Annotated in this window: 15 protein-coding genes; 12 read left to right on the forward strand and 3 right to left on the reverse strand. The window is 73.3% G+C overall.

Going from position 1 to position 17661, the window contains the following annotated elements; all coding sequences use genetic code 11:
• Positions 1-38: 38 nt before the first annotated feature.
• The 3 genes from NCI01_RS05325 (at position 39) to NCI01_RS05335 (ending at position 2548) form a co-directional block, all read left to right on the forward strand.
• Entirely contained in the window at positions 39-824 is a 786-nt protein-coding gene (locus NCI01_RS05325; protein ID WP_254180438.1) for a methyltransferase domain-containing protein, read from the forward strand.
• A 24-nt stretch (positions 825-848) separates the two neighbouring features.
• Positions 849-2018 carry a DNA polymerase IV gene (gene dinB, locus NCI01_RS05330; RefSeq protein ID WP_254180439.1) on the forward strand — a complete coding sequence of 390 codons (1170 nt, stop codon included), beginning with the start codon at positions 849-851 and terminating at the stop codon, positions 2016-2018.
• Between the two features lie 92 nt (positions 2019-2110).
• Positions 2111-2548 carry an SCO2097 family morphological protein gene (locus NCI01_RS05335; protein WP_254180440.1) on the forward strand — a complete coding sequence of 146 codons (438 nt, stop codon included), beginning with the start codon at positions 2111-2113 and terminating at the stop codon, positions 2546-2548.
• Between the two features lie 236 nt (positions 2549-2784).
• On the opposite strand, the gene NCI01_RS05340 is transcribed toward NCI01_RS05335, so the two are convergent.
• Genes NCI01_RS05340 through NCI01_RS05350 form a run of 3 tightly spaced genes read right to left on the reverse strand, consistent with a single transcriptional unit; the run spans position 2785 to position 7404 of the window.
• Positions 2785-5151 (reverse strand): transglutaminase TgpA family protein, encoded by a 2367-nt coding sequence (locus NCI01_RS05340; protein WP_254180441.1) that lies wholly within the window; start codon positions 5149-5151, stop codon positions 2785-2787.
• A complete protein-coding gene (locus NCI01_RS05345) occupies positions 5148-6416 on the reverse strand; it encodes a DUF58 domain-containing protein (protein WP_254180442.1) in 1269 nt (422 codons plus the stop codon). Before NCI01_RS05345 ends, NCI01_RS05340 begins: the two co-directional genes overlap by 4 nt.
• Positions 6409-7404 carry an AAA family ATPase gene (locus NCI01_RS05350; protein WP_254180443.1) on the reverse strand — a complete coding sequence of 332 codons (996 nt, stop codon included), beginning with the start codon at positions 7402-7404 and terminating at the stop codon, positions 6409-6411. Before NCI01_RS05350 ends, NCI01_RS05345 begins: the two co-directional genes overlap by 8 nt.
• Positions 7405-7781: 377 nt before the next feature.
• Here NCI01_RS05350 and mraZ point away from each other — a divergent pair, with 377 nt between their 5' ends.
• The 9 genes from mraZ (at position 7782) to murD (ending at position 17659) form a co-directional block, all read left to right on the forward strand.
• On the forward strand, positions 7782-8210 hold the full coding sequence (mraZ, locus tag NCI01_RS05355; RefSeq protein WP_056607086.1) for a division/cell wall cluster transcriptional repressor MraZ: 429 nt from the start codon (positions 7782-7784) through the stop codon (positions 8208-8210).
• 263 nt (positions 8211-8473) lie between these two features.
• On the forward strand, positions 8474-8635 hold the full coding sequence (locus NCI01_RS05360; RefSeq protein ID WP_254180444.1) for a hypothetical protein: 162 nt from the start codon (positions 8474-8476) through the stop codon (positions 8633-8635).
• 4 nt (positions 8636-8639) lie between these two features.
• The gene (gene rsmH, locus NCI01_RS05365; RefSeq protein ID WP_254180445.1) at positions 8640-9617 is read left to right on the forward strand and encodes a 16S rRNA (cytosine(1402)-N(4))-methyltransferase RsmH; all 978 of its coding nucleotides are present in this window, start codon (positions 8640-8642) and stop codon (positions 9615-9617) included.
• Complete coding sequence (gene ftsL, locus NCI01_RS05370) at positions 9614-10174, forward strand: cell division protein FtsL (RefSeq protein WP_254180446.1); 561 nt, start codon at positions 9614-9616, stop codon at positions 10172-10174. The genes rsmH and ftsL overlap by 4 nt, the downstream gene beginning before the upstream one ends.
• A 92-nt stretch (positions 10175-10266) precedes the next feature.
• On the forward strand, positions 10267-12054 hold the full coding sequence (locus tag NCI01_RS05375) for a peptidoglycan D,D-transpeptidase FtsI family protein (RefSeq protein WP_254180447.1): 1788 nt from the start codon (positions 10267-10269) through the stop codon (positions 12052-12054).
• A gap of 17 nt (positions 12055-12071) precedes the next feature.
• Positions 12072-13625, forward strand: a complete 1554-nt coding sequence (locus NCI01_RS05380) for a UDP-N-acetylmuramoyl-L-alanyl-D-glutamate--2,6-diaminopimelate ligase (RefSeq protein ID WP_254180448.1) — start codon at positions 12072-12074, stop codon at positions 13623-13625.
• Positions 13622-15022 carry a UDP-N-acetylmuramoyl-tripeptide--D-alanyl-D-alanine ligase gene (locus NCI01_RS05385; RefSeq protein ID WP_254180449.1) on the forward strand — a complete coding sequence of 467 codons (1401 nt, stop codon included), beginning with the start codon at positions 13622-13624 and terminating at the stop codon, positions 15020-15022. Before NCI01_RS05380 ends, NCI01_RS05385 begins: the two co-directional genes overlap by 4 nt.
• A complete protein-coding gene (gene mraY / locus NCI01_RS05390) occupies positions 15019-16131 on the forward strand; it encodes a phospho-N-acetylmuramoyl-pentapeptide-transferase (RefSeq protein ID WP_254180450.1) in 1113 nt (370 codons plus the stop codon). The genes NCI01_RS05385 and mraY overlap by 4 nt, the downstream gene beginning before the upstream one ends.
• A 10-nt stretch (positions 16132-16141) precedes the next feature.
• Positions 16142-17659, forward strand: coding sequence for a UDP-N-acetylmuramoyl-L-alanine--D-glutamate ligase (gene murD, locus NCI01_RS05395; RefSeq protein WP_254180451.1), 1518 nt, complete (start codon positions 16142-16144; stop codon positions 17657-17659).
• The last annotated feature ends 2 nt before the right edge of the window (positions 17660-17661 follow it).

Consider the following 17661-nt stretch of genomic DNA (forward strand, 5'->3'; position numbering starts at 1 on the left):
GGAGGGCGCCCGCGGAGCGAGCCACTAGGGTGGCGCCCATGGCCCAGCCGACCGCGAGCTCCTCTGCCAGCGAGCGCCGCCAGTCCGTCCGCACCGGCGTGGTCTGGGACGGCCTGCGCCGCCTCCTGGAGGAGGCGGTCGCCGACGGGCAGCCGGCCCGCATCGTCGACATCGGCGGCGGCACCGGCGGGTTCGCCGTGCCGCTGGCCGAGCTCGGACACACCGTGCAGGTCATCGACCCCAGTCCCGATGCCCTCGCCTCGCTCGACCGGCGCGCCCGCGAGCGCCGAGTCGCCGACCGGGTCACGGGCCAGCAGGGCGACCTGTCCGACCTGGCCGGGCTGGTCGAGGAGGCCGACCTCGTCCTCTGCCACGGCGTGCTGGAGATGGTCGAGGACCCTGCGGCGTCCCTCGCCTCGATCGCGGGCGTGCTGCGTCCCGGCGGTCACCTCAGCCTGCTCGTGGCCCAGCGGCACGCGGCCGTGGTGGCCCGCGCCATGGCCGGCCACTTCCAGGCCGCCCGCGAGCTGCTCGACGACGCGCCCCACCGACCGGCGGGCGGATCGGCCGACGGACCGACCGGCCCGGTCGGACGCGGCGGACGCCGCTTCACCCACGACGAGGTCGTCGACCTCCTCTCCGGAGCGGGCCTCGACCCCGGCGCCGTCCACGCCGTCCGCGTCTTCGCCGACCTCGTACCGGGGAGCCTCCTCGACCTCGAGCCCGGCGCGACCGCGGCGCTGGTGGAGCTCGAGAAGGCCGTGGCCACCCGCCCCGAGTACCTTCCGCTCGCTGCCCAGCTGCACGTCCTCGCGCGCCGCTGACCCTCGGTCCCTCCGGGGTGGGCGATGACCGACACGCCGCTCCTGCACGTCGACATGGACGCGTTCTACGCCTCCGTCGCGCTCCGCGAACGCCCCGACCTGGTCGACCAGCCGGTCGTCGTGGGCGGCAGCGGACGCGGGGTGGTGCTCGCCGCCAACTACGTCGCGCGCCGCTACGGCATCCGCTCGGCGCTGCCGATGACCCGAGCCCGCCGCCTGTGCCCGCACGTCGTGGTGCTCGCGCCCGACTACGACACCTTCACCAGCGTCTCGGCGTCGGTGATGGAGACGTTCCGCGACGTCACGCCCGTGGTGGAGGCGATGTCGCTCGACGAGGCGTTCCTCGACGTGCGGGGGGCGACCCGGCGACTCGGCTCGCCGAGGGAGATCGCCGAGCGCCTGCGGGCGACCATCCACGACGAGCAGGGCATCACGTGCTCCGTCGGCGTCGCCGCCTCGGTCTCGGTCGCCAAGGTGGCGAGCAGGCGCGCCAAGCCCGACGGGGTGGTCGTGGTGTCGCCGGCCGAGGTGACCTCCTTCCTCCACCCCCTCGACGTCGGCGAGCTCTACGGCGTGGGGGAGAAGACGCAGGCGCTCCTGCACCGCTTCGGCCTGCTCACCGTCGGCGACGTCGCCCACACCCCGCTGCAGACCCTCCAGCGCGCCCTCGGTGACCACCTCGGGCGCCACCTCCACCACCTCGCCTGGGGCACCGACCGCAGCGACCTCTCGCCGACCGCGGGGCCCCACGAGCCGGAGCGGTCGATGGGTGCCGACGAGACCTTCGCGCGCGACACCGACGACCGCGACGTCATCGTCCGCGAGCTGCTGCGCCTCGCGGCCCGGGTCACGGGTCGCATGCGCGCCGCGGGGGTGGCCGGGCGGACGATCACGCTGAAGGTCCGCTTCGCCGACTTCACCACGATCACGCGCTCACGCACGATGCCCGAGGCCACCGACGTCACCGTCGAGGTGCACCGCGCAGTCACCCACCTCTACGACGCCCTGGGGCTCCAACGCGTGCGCGTGCGGCTGGTCGGCGTACGGGTCGAGGGGCTCGTGTTGCGTGCGACGGTGCACCACCAGCTCGCGCTCGGGGAGCCCGAGCACGGGTGGGCCGATGCCGACCGCGCCGTCGACCGCGCGACCCGGCGGTTCGGTGCCAAGGCAGTCCGACCGGCGAGCCTGGTGTGAGGCTCGCACCTGCGTGGGGGTGAATTTTCCGGGGACGCCTACCGTAGGTGGGGGCGCGTGCCTAGACTTGGGCCAGAAGGTGAGGAGGAACCGTGGAGCTCTCCGAGGAAGAACTGCGAATGCTCGAGCAGATGGAGCGCGCCCTCGTGGAAGAGGATCCCAAGCTCGCCTCCACGCTTCGCGGCACGTCGTTCCAGCGAGCCGCCCGTCGCCGGATGGTGTTCGGAGGCGCGATCCTCCTCGTCGGCATCGGTCTCCTGATCGTCGCCGTGCTCCTCGACCTCACCGCCGTGCTGCAGACCGTGGTCGGCGTCCTCGGCTTCGTGGTCATGCTCGCGGGCGCGATCCTGGCGCTCACGTCGGCGCGCAGCCCGGGTCACGCGACTCCCAAGGTGCGCGCCTCCGGCCGCACCGGCTTCGGCGTCGTCGACGGTGGCCGTCAGCACCGGTCCGGCCGGCAGCGCTCCGGCAGCCCCTTCATGGAGCGCATGGAGGAGCGGTGGCGTCGCCGCCGCGAACGCGGCCTCTGAGCAGCCACTGACCTGATCGCACCCCACGCCCGGTCCTCGGACCGGGCGTTCGTGCGTCCGGACGCCGGACCCCGGGACGACCCGCGGACGTCCAGCACCTCCGGACGTCCGCGGGCAGACGTCGGCTGCGCCGGCGTCTGCTGCAACTCGTCCCGAGCGAGGGTCGGCGCGGAGGAAGCGGAGAGGGCTGAGCCGACCTGCCCGTCAGCCGACCTGCCCGTCAGCCGACCAGCTCGTCAGCCGACCAGCTCGTCGACCGTCCGGGTGGACTCGTGGTCGGGGGTCGTGGTCGTCGCTCGGCCGGGCCGGGTGCGGGGGCGCCAGGACGTACGTCGTCCGACGACGGACGCGGGCCACCACTGCGCACGGCGTGCCTCCCGCGAGGTCACCCCGGCGGCGAGGGACTCCTCGACCAGGGCGAGGTCGCCGGAGAGGTGGTCGGCGGTGAAGGTCTCGGGGTCGCGGGCGTAGCGACTGCGCTCGAGCGCCGCGACGAGCCGGTCGAGGGCCTGCGCGGCCTCGGGTGCCTGGTCGCGCCCGCGGCGCGGACGGTCGGGCCGCGTGGAGTCGTGGACCGGGGCGGCGAGCAGGCGGCCGAGCCAGTGGCCGGCCTGTCGTGGCGAGCGGCCCACCGGCCACGCGTGACCGAGGTCGCGGGTCACGTCGCGCAGCTCGACCCAGAGGTCCTCCACGTCGCCCTCGAGGCGGCGCCGGCGCCGCGACGTACGGACCAGCCGGGGCGTCATGGCCAGCAGCACCACGAGCGCCAGCCCGAGCAGGCCGGCGAGGACCGCCACCCACGGGAAGGACGAGCCGCTCTCCTCGTCGGCGGCTGCCGCGGCGTCGGCCTCCTCGCCGCGCTGCGGCAGCTCCTCGGCGGGGCGCCCGGCGCTGGGCGTCGGCGTCGGCAGGGCCTGCTCGAAGTCGGCCTCGGTGTAGGCGGGCGGCTCGCTCGCGCGGGACTGGGGCGTGGGCTCGAAGCGCACCCAGCCCGATCCGGGGAAGTAGAGCTCGGGCCAGGCGTGCAGGTCGCGCGAGGAGAACTCCCACGACCCGTTGGTGGCGCGCTCGGGCTCGAGGAAGCCGACCGCGACGCGACTCGGGATGCCGAGGACGCGGGCCATGATCGCCATCGAGGCCGCGAACTGCTCGCAGTAGCCGACACGGTCGTTGAGGAAGGCCAGCAGGTCCGCGCTGCCGTCACCCGCCGACGGCACCTCGGAGAGGTCGTAGCGGAAGCCGCCGTCCTCGCGGAACCACTGCTGCAGCACCTGCGCCTTCTGGAAGCGGGTGGGCGCGTCGGCGGTGACGCTCGCCGCGAGCCGCCGGATCTCGTTGTTGAGGCTGCTCGGCACCTCGGTGAAGATGCCGGCCACCGAGCCGGCGCCCGAGACGGCCGAGTCCATCCGTTCGGCGTCGTAGGTCAGCTGCACCCCGGTGAAGTCGTAGGTGCTGTCGGCCGTCGTGACGTCCTCACGGGCGGCGATGACGTCGCGGGTGTTGAGGTCGTAGCGCCAGTCGCTGCCCGCGGCGATCCGGGTCGTCTGCGCGGCGGTCGGCAGCCAGGACGAGGCGAAGTCGGGTCCGACGCGCACGTCGTACTTGAACTGCCGGCGGGGCACGTCGACGCCGACCCCGTCGAGCGGGGGCAGCGCGCCGTTGGCCGCCTGCGTCTCGGGGATCTCGCGGTCGCCCGGCGTCCACTCCGACCCGCTGAACCGCGACAGCACCGAGATGCGGAGGTAGCTCGGCCGGGGGCCGGACGTGGTGACCCACAGCAGCGGGACGTCCTCGCCGCGGCGCAGGTCGCGGCGCAGGTCGACCATCGGGTCCTGCACCTCGACCTCGCGGGTGCCGGGCCCGTTGCCCTCGAAGACGCTCATGCTCATCGTCGGGACGGCGACGGGTACGACGACCGCGAGCGCGATGGCGGCCCCGCCGAGCGCCAGGGCGGTGTTGCCGATCGCACCGGTGCGGACCGAGAAGGACCCCTTCTCGCCGTCGGGTGCCCGCCCCCAGCTGGTGACGTGGTCGCTGTGCTGGATGAAGACGAGCGTGAGGAACAGGGCGGCGACCATCGCGAAGAGCCACCACGACACCGCGTCGCCGGTGACCGCGACGGGAAGGGTGTAGGCGCCGAGCAGGACGAGGCCGGCCACTGGCGCACGACGCAGGGTGCAGGCGACCAGGTCGACCAGCAGCACCACGAGGGCGCCGCCGATGAGCAGGAGCGGGTGGACGGGCGGGACGCCGAGCTGTACGGGCGCGGCATAGCTGCGCGAGGTCTGGAGGGCGTCGTCCACCGCGGCCAGGAAGACGTCGACGTTGTCGGGTGTCGGGACGATCGAGCCGGTCGTGGTGCCGAGCACGAGGAGCGCGCCGAGCACCAGCTGCCCGGCGACGACGGCGAGCACCGGGAGGCGGCTCCAACGGGCCAGGGCGCCCGCGCCGGCGAGGACGGCGCCGATGAGGAGCAGGGGGATGGCCACCTCGGCGAAGCCCTCGGTCAGGACCCGCCACGACAGCACGGTGGTCCACGCCGCCAGCAGCGCGATGCCCGCGATGCGGAGCTGGTGGGGGAGCGTGCTCCACGAGGCCCTCATCGTCCGACCCCCGAGGAGGCCGTGGCCCGGCTCTGCATCAGGCCGAGCTCCTGCCAGGCGGTGTCGAGACGGTCGCGCGGGCCGAGGGTCACCGAGCGCCACCCGGCGGAGGTGAGGTGGGCGGCCGCACCCGGCCCCGGCTGGACCGGCAGGTGGGGCGCCCACGCGTCGACGTCGAGCGCGATCGCCAGGCTCGACGACGCGTGGTGCTGGAGGCGGCGGAGGAACGGCAGGTCGGGCTCACCGAGACCGCCGAAGATCCCGATCGTGAGCCCGCCGTGGCCGGGCTCGGCCAGCCACTGGGTGTCGGGCGCGGGGGAGTGGTCGAGCTGGACGACGGCGAGCGCCTCCAGGAGCGGGATGGTGCTGGCCTCGGCGGTGTGGGAGTGCCACTCGGTCTCGCGGCTGTCGCCGGAGGCGGTGACCAGGCGGACGGTGTAGCCGTGGTGGGCCAGGTGGACGGCGATCGAGGCCGCGGCGGACACGGCACCCTCGAGCGAGCTGGCGGCACCCTGCCCGCGGTGGGCGATGCCGCGGTTGTCGAGGAAGACGGTCGCGCGCGACTGCCACGGCTGCTCCTCGCGACGCACCATCAGCTCACCGACGCGGGCCGAGCTGCGCCAGTGGACGCGCCGCAGGTCGTCGCCGCGCCGGTACTCGCGGACCGTGACGTCCTCGGCGCTGCCGGTGGCGAAGGCGCGCGGACGGTTGTCGCCCGAGCCGGTCCACGCCCCGCCCAGGGGGATGCTCGGCAGGGGGATGGTGCGCGGCGTGACGGTCAGCCGCGAGGTGGCGTGGAAGGTGCGGCCGAGCTCGACGAGGCCGAACGGGTCGGTCACCCGGACCGACATGGGCCCGATGTCGAACTGCCCGCGCAGCTCCGAGCGCACCTGGTAGGTCGCGTGCCGACGCCACCCGTGGCCGAGGCCCTCCAGGACGAAGCGCGGGCGGGTGCCGAGCACGTAGGGGAGGCGCTCCTCGAGCAGCAGCACGCCCGTGGGCGTGCGCGAGTCGTTGGAGACGGTCAGCTCGACGGTGGCGGGCTGCCCGGCGACGACGAGCTGGGGCGAGACCGTGCGGACGAGGGAGAGGCGGTAGCGGGAGCGGCCGACCCACCAGGCGGTGAGCAGCGGCAGCACCGCCACCAGGACGCCGATGCGCACCACCGAGGAGTGCCCGACCACGATCGCGGCCACGACGGTGGTGATGCCGGCGGCCAGGAACGCCCGCCCGCGGACGGTCAGTGCAGCGAGTGCCTCACGCACGGCTGCCACTGGAGCCGGGGCCCGCGGGGACGGGGACCGACTCGATGATCCCCGACAGGATCGCGGCGGTCGTGCGTCCGCTCATCGTCGCCTCGACGTTGGGCAGCAGCCGGTGGGCGAGGACGGGGGACGTGATGCCGTGGATGTCGTCGGGGAGCACGTAGTCGCGGCCCTGCGTCGCGGCGACCGCCTTGGCGGCCCGTACGAGGTGGAGCGTCGCACGGGGTGAGGCGCCGAGGTGCAGGTCGTTGCTGGCACGGGTGGCGGTGGTGAGGGCGACGGCGTAGCGCTGGACGGCGGGGGAGACGTGCACCCGGCCGACGATCTCGACGACCTTGCGGATCTCCCCGGCGTCGGTGACCGGCTCGAGGTCGTCGAGCGGGTTGTGCGCGGTGTGCCCCTCGAGCATCGCGATCTCCGCGGACTCCACGGGGTAGCCGACGGATACGCGCGCCATGAAGCGGTCGCGCTGCGCCTCGGGCAGGGCGTAGGTGCCCTCCATCTCGATGGGGTTCTGCGTCGCGATGACCATGAAGGGCTTCTCGAGCTGGTAGGTCGCGTTGTCGACGGTGACCTGGCGCTCCTCCATGCACTCGAGCAGCGCCGACTGCGTCTTGGGCGAGGCGCGGTTGATCTCGTCGCCGACGACGATGTTGGCGAACACGCCGCCGGGGCGGAACTCGAACTCGCGGGTGTCCTGGTTGAACACCGAGACGCCCGTGACGTCGGAGGGCAGCAGGTCCGGGGTGAACTGGATGCGCCGCACCGAGCAGTCGATGCTGCGCGCGAGCGCCTTGCTGAGCTGGGTCTTGCCGACGCCGGGCACGTCCTCGATGAGGAGGTGGCCCTCGGCGAGGAGGACGACGAGGGCGGCGTTGACGACGTCGGGCTTGCCGGCGATGACGCGCTCGATGTTGTGGCGTACGGCGCCGGTGACCCGCCGCACGGTGTCCAGGTCGGGCGCCTGCCCGGAAGACCCACTCGTCACGTTGTTGTCCGTCCCCTCGTGCGTGCTCGCCACAACCGTATGTGGTGCGCGCAACATACCCGCCCGACCGAGGCGGGCGCCGCTGTCGCGGCGGACGTCCCCCACTCGGGCGACACGCCGTCCCCCACTTCCCCCCACCAGTCGTGGCCCGGCCTCCCCACCCACGCTCCACCTGACGCGTCCTGAGCGTGGATCGGCCCCGTCCACGCGTGATCCGCACTCCTGCAGCGGGTGGTGGCGGCGGACGCCGGGGCGCCGCCGGGCCCGAAATTCACGCGTGGAACACGCCCGATCTGGTTGACGGTGGTGAGAAGTGGAGTACTGTGGTGCGAAGTGGGGGACAGGGTCGATCTTCCCGCCGAGCAGGGAGGTGCCGCGTGTTCTTCGGCACCTACACGCCCAAGCTCGACGAGAAGGGACGGCTCTTCCTCCCGGCGAAGTTCAGGGACGAGCTGACGGAGGGACTCGTGGTGACCAGGGGGCAGGAGCGCTGCCTCACCGTCTGGTCGCTGGAGGACTTCGGGAGGCTCACCGACCGGCTCCGCGAGGCGCCGGTCACGCAGAAGAACACCCGTGACTACGTCCGCATGCTGTTCGCCGCCGCCAGCCAGGAGGTGCCGGACAAGCAGGGACGCATCAACATCCCGGCACCCCTGCGGGAGTACGCCTCGCTCCGCAAGGAGTGCGTCGTCATCGGGTCGATGAACCGGATCGAGATCTGGGACCCGACCGCGTGGGCGACCTACTCCGAGGAGCAGGAGCAGAAGTTCTCCGAGCTGAGCGACGAGGTCTTCCCCGGGATCTGAGCACCACCCCGCACCACAGGCAGCACCACAAAACCCAACTCCACAGCTGACATCGCGACCCGTATCACCAGGTCTCGAGCCCGCTCCCTCGCGTGGCCATCTGGGGCACTTCCCCGGCACCAGAGGGCCTTCCCCTTCCAGGGAGCGGGCAGGGACCTGGTGCGGCGGCTCGCCCCGTGCCACCTGGCGGGGAGTGTCAGCCGCACCGCCAACCAGCACCAGCCGAGCACGTCACGAGCACAGCAACCAGTGGGGTCGAGACCATGAGCACCACCCAGCCCTTGGGGCGCACGCCGGCATCCGCGCCGCTGCGGGTGCGCGACCAGGCGCGCGAGGCGGCTGCCCTGATCGCGTTCTCGGCCGCCACGGCGTGCGGCCTGGCCCTCGCCCTGCTGCTGCTGACCCACCTGGGCTCCCAGGGCTGAGCAGATGACGACTCCCCGCCACGCCCCGGTGCTCCTCGACCGGGTCGTCGCCCTGCTGAGCCCTGCGCTCGAGGCCCCCGGCTCCGTGTACGTCGACTGCACGCTCGGCCTCGGCGGGCACAGCGAGGCGGTCCTCGAGCGCCTCCCGCAGGTCCGGGTCATCGGCATCGACCGCGACCCGACCGCGCTCGAGATGTCCCGCGAGCGGCTCGCGGCGCACGGCGACCGCTTCCTCGCCGTCCACGCGGTCTACGACGAGCTGCCGGAGGTGCTCGGGTCCCTCGGTCTCGACCACGTCGACGCCGTCTTCTTCGACCTCGGCGTCTCCTCGATGCAGCTCGACGTGCGTGACCGCGGCTTCGCCTACGCCGAGGACGCACCGCTCGACATGCGGATGGACCCGACGACCGGCCGCACGGCGGCCGACCTGCTCAACACCGCCACCGCCCAGGAGCTCACGCGCATCCTGCGGGAGTACGGCGAGGAGAAGTTCGCCAGCAGGATCGCCCGCGAGGTCGTCCGCCGCCGCGAGACCACGCCCTTCACCACCAGCAAGGACCTCGTCGAGCTGCTCTACGCGACGATCCCGGCGCCGGCGCGACGTACGGGCGGCCACCCGGCCAAGCGCACCTTCCAGGCGCTGCGGATGGCGGTCAACGACGAGCTCGCCGTGCTGCGCCGGGCGATCCCGGCCTCCATCGAGGCCATCGGGGTCGGCGGGCGCGTGGTCGTGGAGTCCTACCACTCGCTGGAGGACCGCCTGGTGAAGCGGGCGTTCGCCGACGCCACCCGGCTCGACGTGCCGCCCGACCTCCCGTTCGTGCCCGAGGGGGCCGAGCCCGCCCTGCGGCTCGTCACCCGGGGTGCCGAGCAGGCCGACGAGCACGAGATCGCCGAGAACCCCCGGGCAGCCTCCGTCCGCCTCCGCGCCGTGGAGCGCGTCCTCCCGTCCACTCCCTCTTCCCCAGGAGTCGCCCGATGAGCAGCCCCGCCCTGCAACCCCGCACCCGGGTCACGCGGATCGCCCAGGAGGCGGTCGACAAGGCGCGTCTCACCGTGGTGCCGCGGGTGCGGACGCGCGCTCCGCGCGTGCCCTTCATGACGCTGGTGAGCCTGGTCCTCGTCGGAGGCATCGTCGGGCTCCTGCTCTTCAACACCTCGATGCAGCAGGCCTCGTTCACGGCGTCCGCGCTCGAGGCCGAGGCCGACACGCTCGCCGCGCGTGAGCAGACGCTGCGGATGGAGCTCGACGAGCTCCGCAACCCGCAGCGGGTGGCCACCGAGGCGCAGGCGATGGGCATGGTCATCCCGTCGGCGCCGGTGTTCCTCGACCTCGAGACGGGCAAGACCACCGGCGTCCGGACGCCGGCCACCCGGGAGAACGCCATCCAGCTGCAGCCGCCCGCGCCGATCATGCCTGCGGCCCTGGCGCCGGACCCGATCGTGGTCGAGGTGCCGGCCGCGCCGACGGTCGAGGAGCAGGCGGCGACGGACCCCGGGGCGACGGGCGCCGAGCCGCGGAAGAACCGCAACCGCTGACGGCGCGGTCGCGCCGATCCGCGGCCACGCCCACCTAGATTTGTCGAGCAGGTCGGCCCCAGGAGGGGGCCGCCCGGAAGCGAGGGAGACCAGTGCCGAGCACCCGCGCCACCGGCAGTGGCAAGCGCGGCGCCTCACGCGGCGCACCGATGCTGCGACTGCGCATCGGGTTCGTCCTCATCGCGATGGTCCTCTCCTTCTTCGGCGCCCGGCTCGTGCAGCTCCAGGGTGTCGACCCGCGCTCCTACGCCGTCCGCGCGGCGGCCGAGGGCGCGGCGCGGGTGCCGCTGGAGGCCGAGCGGGGCGACATCCTCGACCGCAACGGCGTGCCCCTCGCCGACTCCGTCAAGGGCAAGATGGTCGTCGCCAACCCGGTGCTGACCGCCGATCGCGCGCCCGAGCTCGCGCGCCTGCTCTCGGAGCGGCTCTCGGTCGACTACTTCAAGACCCTCACGGCGCTCCGCGGGCGCAAGGAGGGCAGCCAGTTCGAGTACATCGCCCGGCGGGTGCCGAGCACCCTGGCCGGCGACACCCTGACCGAGGTGGATGCCGCGGGATTCGAGGGGATCAGCCTCCGGGACGACCCGATCCGCTCCTACCCCTCCGGCGACGTCGCGGCCAACCTCCTCGGCTACATGGGCACCGACGAGCCGCTCGGCGGCTTCGAGCGCACCTTCGACGAGCAGCTGGCCGGCGTCGACGGCGAGGCCACGTGGCAGTCCACCTCCGGCAAGAGCGTCCGGATCCCGCTGCGGGAGAGCACCCTCAAGGCCGCGAAGAACGGCGCGCCGCTGCGCACGACCATCGACCGCGACCTCCAGTGGTTCACCCAGAAGGTCCTCGCGCAGTCGGTGCGGCAGTACCGCGCCGTCAGCGGCGCCGCGATCGTGATGGACACCCGCACCGGTGAGATCCTCGCGCTCGCCGACGTGCCCACCTTCGACGCCAACGCCCCGACCGAGGCGAAGTCGGAGGACGACCTCGGCTCGCGGGCGATGAGCGACACCTACGAGCCCGGCTCGGTCGAGAAGGTGCTGACCGCGGCGGCGCTCATCGACGCCGGCAAGGCGTTCCCGCGCCAGCGGTTCAAGGTGCCGCCCAACCTGGCGCGCCAGGACCGGGTCATCGGCGACTGGTTCGACCACGGCAACATCCGGCTGACGCTGGCGGGCATCATCGCCAAGTCGTCCAACATCGGCACCGTGCTCGCCGCCGACGCGTTCTCGCCGGTGGAGCTGGTGGGCTACCTGCAGAGGTTCGGCCTCGGCCAGCGCACCGACATCGGTGTGCGCGGCGAGACCCCCGGCATCCTGACCCCGGGCGAGGCGATGACCTCGCAGACCAAGGACCGCGTGGCCTTCGGCCAGTCCCTGTCGGTCAACGTCGCGCAGATGGCCGCCGCCGTCAACACGATCGCCAACGGGGGCGTGCGGGTCTCGCCCAGCCTGATCGCCGGCTCCGCGGTCACCGACGACGGCGTGACCGTCGGCACCGACGTCGCCACCCGCACACGCGTGGTGAGCAAGCAGGCGGCGCGCGCGACCGCACGGATGATGGAGAAGGTCGTCGACCCCGAGGACGGCGTCGCGCCGGCCGCCCAGGTGCCCGGCTACCTCGTCGCGGGCAAGACCGGCACCGCCCAGCGCGTCGCCAGCGACGGCACGGGCTACGACGGCAGCACCTCGGTGTCCTTCGGCGGCTTCGCGCCCGCCGACGACGCCCGCTTCACCGTCTACGTCGTCGTCCACGCGCCCAAGGTCGACGGGGGCGGTGGCTCCATCGCCGGTCCGGTCTTCTCGCGGATCATGGGCTACGTGCTGGGCCGCTACGGCGTCGAGCCGACCAACGGCACCCCGTCGCGCCTGCCCGTCGAGTGGTGACTCGATACGCTCGGCCGGTGCAGGAGCCTGGGAGTGCGACGCGGCCGCAGCAGTCCCCGTCGACCCCTGCTGCCGGCCTCGCCCACTGGCTCTCGGAGACCACCGAGGTGGCCGTCCACGGCGACCTCGACGTCGACGTCTCCGGGATCTCGCTGAGCACCGCACGCGTCCGCCCGGGTGACCTGTACGCCGCGCTGCCGGGCGCACGCGCCCACGGCGCGGACTTCGCCGCGCAGGCACTGGCGGCGGGCGCGGTCGTCGTGCTGACCGACCCCGCCGGCCTCGACCGCCTGCCGGGCGGCACGCCGGCCGTCGTGGTGCCCGACCCCCGTCGCGTGCTCGGTCGCCTCGCGGCCCGGATCTACGGCGACCCGGCGACGGGCCTGCGCGTCATCGGCGTCACGGGCACCCAGGGCAAGACCACCACCACCCGGGTCCTGGAGCAGGGCCTCACCGAGGCCGGGGTCACCTCGGCCGTCATCGGCACCGTCGGCACCAGGATCGCGGGGGAGGACGTCAAGACGCAGCTCACCACGCCCGAGGCGCCGGACCTGCACGGGCTCTTCGCGGTGATGCGCGAGCGCGGCGTCGACACGTGCGCGATGGAGGTCTCCAGCCACGCCCTCGTGCTGGGGCGGGTCGACGGCGTCGTCTTCGACGTCGCGACCTTCCTCAACCTCGGCCGGGACCACCTCGACTTCCACGCCGACCTCGACGACTACTTCGCCGCGAAGGCCGGGCTCTTCACGCCTGAGCGGGCGCGGGTCGGCCTGACCAACGTCGACGACGAGTTCGGCCGCCGTCTGCTCGACGTCGCGGGCATCCCGATGTCGACCTACTCCTCCCGCGGCGCCGACGCCGACTGGCGCGCGGTGGACGTCGACCTCACGGCGGGTGGCGCGACGTTCACGGTCCTGGGGCCCGGCGTCGAGCTGCCCGCACAGGTCCATGTGCCGGGAGAGTTCAACGTCTCCAACGCGCTGGCCGCGATCGCCTCGGCGGCGCTCGCCGGACTCGACCCCCGACAGGTAGCCGACGGCATCGCCCGCGTGGGCGGGGTGCCGGGACGGCTGGAGCAGGTGTCGGTCGGCCAGGACTTCACCGTGGTCGTCGACTACGCCCACAAGCCCGACGCCCTCGAGGCCGTGCTCGCCACCCTGCGGCCGCTCACCGACGGCCAGGTGGTCGTGGTGGTGGGCGCCGGCGGCGACCGCGACACCGTGAAGCGTCCGGTGATGGGCGAGATCGCCGCGCGGCTCGCCGACGTCGTGGTGGTCACCGACGACAACCCCCGCACCGAGGACCCCGGGTCGATCCGCGCCGCCGTCCTGGCCGGCGTACGCGGTCCGGCGGAGGTCGTGGAGATCGGCGACCGGCGGCTGGCGATCCGCGAGGCCCTGCGCCGCGCGCGCCCCGGCGACGTCGTGCTCATCGCCGGCAAGGGTCACGAGTCAGGGCAGGAGGTCGGCGACGTGGTGCACCCGTTCGACGACCGCGTGGTCGCAGCCGAGGAGGTCCGCGCCCTCGCTGCCGGGCACGACGGCGCCGGCCGGACCGGAGGCGACGCATGATCGAGATGACCCTCGACGAGATCGCCGCCGTCGTCGGCGGCACCGCCCACGGCCGGGCGGTCGTCAGCGGTGGCGCGTTCGTCGACACCCGGACGCCGGAGGAGGGTGGGCTGTTCGTGGCGATCGCCGGCGAGCGCGTCGACGGCCACGACCTGGCCGCGGCCGCCGGTGCGGCCGGTGCGGCCGCCGTGCTGGGCAGCCGACCCACCGAGCTGCCCACCGTCGTGGTCGACGACACGGTCGCAGCACTCGGTCTGCTCGCCCGCCACGTCGTCGACCGGCTGCCTGACGCCGTGGTGCTCGCGATGACCGGCTCGCAGGGCAAGACCGGCACCAAGGACTACCTGGCCCACCTGCTCTCGGAGGCCGGGCCGACGATCGCCACGCGTGGCAACTTCAACAACGAGCTCGGCGTGCCGCTGACGGTGCTGCGCGCGACCCCCGACACCCGCTACCTCGTGGTCGAGATGGGCGCACGGGGGGTCGGCCACATCGCCGACCTGTGCGCGATCGCCCCGCCGCGCGTCGCCGCCGTGCTCAACGTCGGCACCGCCCACATCGGCGAGTTCGGCAGCCGCGAGGCGATCGCAGCGGCCAAGGGGGAGATCGTCGAGGCGCTGCCCGCCGACGGCACCGCCGTGCTCAACGCCGACGACGCGCTGGTCGCCGCCATGGCGACCCGCACGACCGCGCAGGTCGTCACCTTCGGCGAAGCCGCCGACGGCCGAGTCCCCGACGTCGCCGTCAGCGAGGTCACCACCGACGAGCTGGGCCGGCAGTCCTTCGAGCTGGCCCACCGCGGCTCCGGCGCGACCGTCCACCTCGGCCAGGTCGGCGCCTTCCAGTGGCGCAACGCCGCCGCGGCCGCCGCGATGGCCCTCGCGGCCGGGCTCGACCTCGACACCGTCGCCGACTCCCTCGCCGACGCCGTGCCGGCCAGCCGCTGGCGGATGGAGCTGACCGAGCGCTCCGACGGTCTCGTCGTGCTCAACGACGCCTACAACGCCAACCCCGAGTCGATGCGGGCCGCGCTCGAGACCCTCGCGGGCATCGGCGCCGACACGGGACGACGTACGGTCGCCGTGCTGGGCGAGATGCTCGAGCTCGGCGACGGAGCAGCCCAGGCCCACCGATCGGTCGGGGACTACGCCGCCCGCGTCGGGGTCGACGTGCTGCTGGTCGTCGGCGACGAGGCGGCCGGGATCGCCGAGGGGTTCGCGTCCGTCGGAGGTGGGGGAGTGAGCACCACCACAGCGGGGCGTGACGAGGCGGCCGACTGGCTGCGGCACAATGTCTCGGCTGCTGATGTCGTCCTGGTGAAGGCATCACGGGGGGCGGCGCTCGAACTGATCGCCGACGACCTCATCGGTTGCGGCAAGGAAGGAAGCACCGCATGAGAGCCATCCTGTTCGGAGGAGGCCTCTCCCTGCTCATCTCCCTACTCGGCACGCGCTACGCGATCAGGTTCTTCACGCGGCAGGGATTCGGCCAGCCGATCCGCGACGACGGACCCACCACCCACCACATCAAGCGCGGCACGCCGACGATGGGCGGCGCCGTGGTCGTGCTCGCGACCGTCGTCGGCTACTTCGCCGCCAAGCTGATCACCGGTCAGGCCCCGACCGCCTCGGCGCTGCTGCTGCTCTTCCTGCTCGTCGGGCTCGGCGGGGTCGGCTTCCTCGACGACTTCCTCAAGGTGAGTCGCCAGCACAGCACCGGCCTGCGCAGCCGCGCCAAGATGATCGGCCAGACGGTCGTCGCGATCATCTTCGGCGTCCTGGCGCTCTCGCCCGCGCTGGAGGACGAGCGCGGCTGGCGTCCGGCGTCGGACCACATCTCGTTCATCCGCGACTACGAGCGGTTCGCGTTGCCCGCCGTGCTGGTCCTGCTGCTGATCTGGTTCATCGTGACCGGCTTCAGCAACGCGGTGAACCTCGCCGACGGCCTCGACGGCCTGGCGACCGGAGCGTCGATCCTGATCTTCGCCGCCTACACGCTGGTGAACATCTGGCAGAACAGCCAGTCGTGCGCGCTCGAGGCCGGGCCCAAGTGCTACGAGGTCCGCGACCCGCTCGACCTGGCGGTCGTGGCCGCCGCCCTCACCGGTGCCTGCTTCGGGTTCCTCTGGTGGAACGCGTCGCCGGCGCAGATCATCCTCGGCGACACCGGGTCCCTCGCCCTGGGTGGTGCGATGGCCGGCTTCGCGATCATGACCCGCACCGAGCTGCTGCTGCTGATCATCGGCGGCCTCTTCGTGGTCATCACGCTCTCGGTGATGATCCAGGTCTCCGTCTTCAAGGCCAGCCGTGCGAGCGGGCTGTTCCGCAGCATCTTCAAGGTCCAGGCGGGTCACCGCGTCTTCCGGATGACGCCGTTGCACCACCACTTCGAGATGCTCGGCTGGGAGCAGGTGACGATCGTGATCCGCTTCTGGATCGTCACCGGCCTGGCCGTCGCCACCGGCCTCGGCATCTTCTACGCCGAGTGGGTCGCCGGGATCGGATGACCACGCCACGATGACACCTGACATCGAGCAGCTCGGCCGCACCAGCGACTGGTCCGGCGTACGCGTCGTCGTCGCCGGGTTCGGGGTGTCCGGCTTCGCCGCCGCCGACAACCTGCTCTTCCTCGGCGCGCAGGTGACGGCGCTCGACGAGTCCACCAGCGAGGAGAAGGCCGAGAAGGCGCAGCTCCTCGAGACGCTGGGCGCGACCGTCCGGCTGGAGCCGGGCGCGACCGCCGTGCTGCCCGACGACGTCGACCTCGTGGTCACCTCGCCGGGCTGGAAGCCGACCGCCCCGCTCCTGGCGCAGGCGGTCGAGCGCGGCATCCCGGTGTGGGGCGAGGTCGAGCTGGCGTGGCGCCTGCGCGACCCCGAGGACCCGGCGCCGTGGCTCGCCGTCACCGGCACCAACGGCAAGACCACGACGGTGCAGATGCTGGAGTCGATCCTCGTCGCCGCCGGCCTCCGCGCCGTCGCGGTCGGCAACGTCGGGCGCCCGATCGTCGAGGCCGTGATGGACCCCGAGCCCTACGACGTCCTGGCCGTCGAGCTCTCCAGCTTCCAGCTCCACTACACCCGCTCGATGTCGGCCGAGTCGGCCGTCGTCCTCAACATCGCCGAGGACCACCTCGACTGGTACGACGACGAGCCGGGCGCGGGCGTCGAGCCGGGCGCCCGGACGGGCATGGAGGTCTACGCCGCCGACAAGGCGCGCGTCTACGAGGGCGTGCAGCGTGCGTGCGTCTACAACCTCGCCGACCCCGCCACCGAGGACATGGTCCGCGAGGCCGACGTCGTCGAGGGCGCGCGGGCCGTCGGGTTCACGCTCGGCACGCCCTCGCCCGGCAGCCTCGGAGTCGTCGAGGACCTCCTCGTCGACCGCGCGTTCATCGAGGAGCGTGCGACCAGCGCCGCCGAGCTCTGCACGCTGGGCGACCTCGCCTCGCCCGCCCCCCACTTCGTCGCCAACGCCCTGGCCGCCGCCGCGCTGGCCCGCGCCCACGGCGTCAGCCAGCAGGCGGTGCGCGACGGACTGCGCGCCTTCCGCCCCGACGGCCACCGCATCGCCCACGTCGCGGAGGCCGCCGGCGTCACGTGGATCGACGACTCCAAGGCCACCAACCCCCACGCCGCGCAGTCCTCGCTGTCCGCCTACGACGACGTCGTCTGGATCGCGGGCGGGCTCGCCAAGGGCGCCCGCTTCGACGACCTCGTCATCGCGGTCCGAGGCCGCCTGCGCGGCGTCGTGCTGCTGGGCCGGGACCGCCAGGTCGTGGCCGACGCACTTTCGCGACACGCGCCCGATGTGCCGGTCATCGATGTGGGGGCCGACGAGACTGGGGACCCGATGGAGCGCGTGGTCGACGCGGCCGCCGGGCTCGCCAGGTCCGGTGACACGGTGTTGCTGGCGCCGGGGTGCGCCTCCATGGACATGTTCGCCAACTACGGCGCCCGCGGCGACGCGTTCGCGGCCGCCGTCCACGCACACATCGCCCGCACCGACCAGCCCGACCAGCCCGACAGCGACTAGCA

This window comes from Nocardioides pinisoli (genome assembly GCF_024199985.1).
Classification (GTDB): Bacteria; Actinomycetota; Actinomycetes; order Propionibacteriales; family Nocardioidaceae; genus Nocardioides; species Nocardioides pinisoli.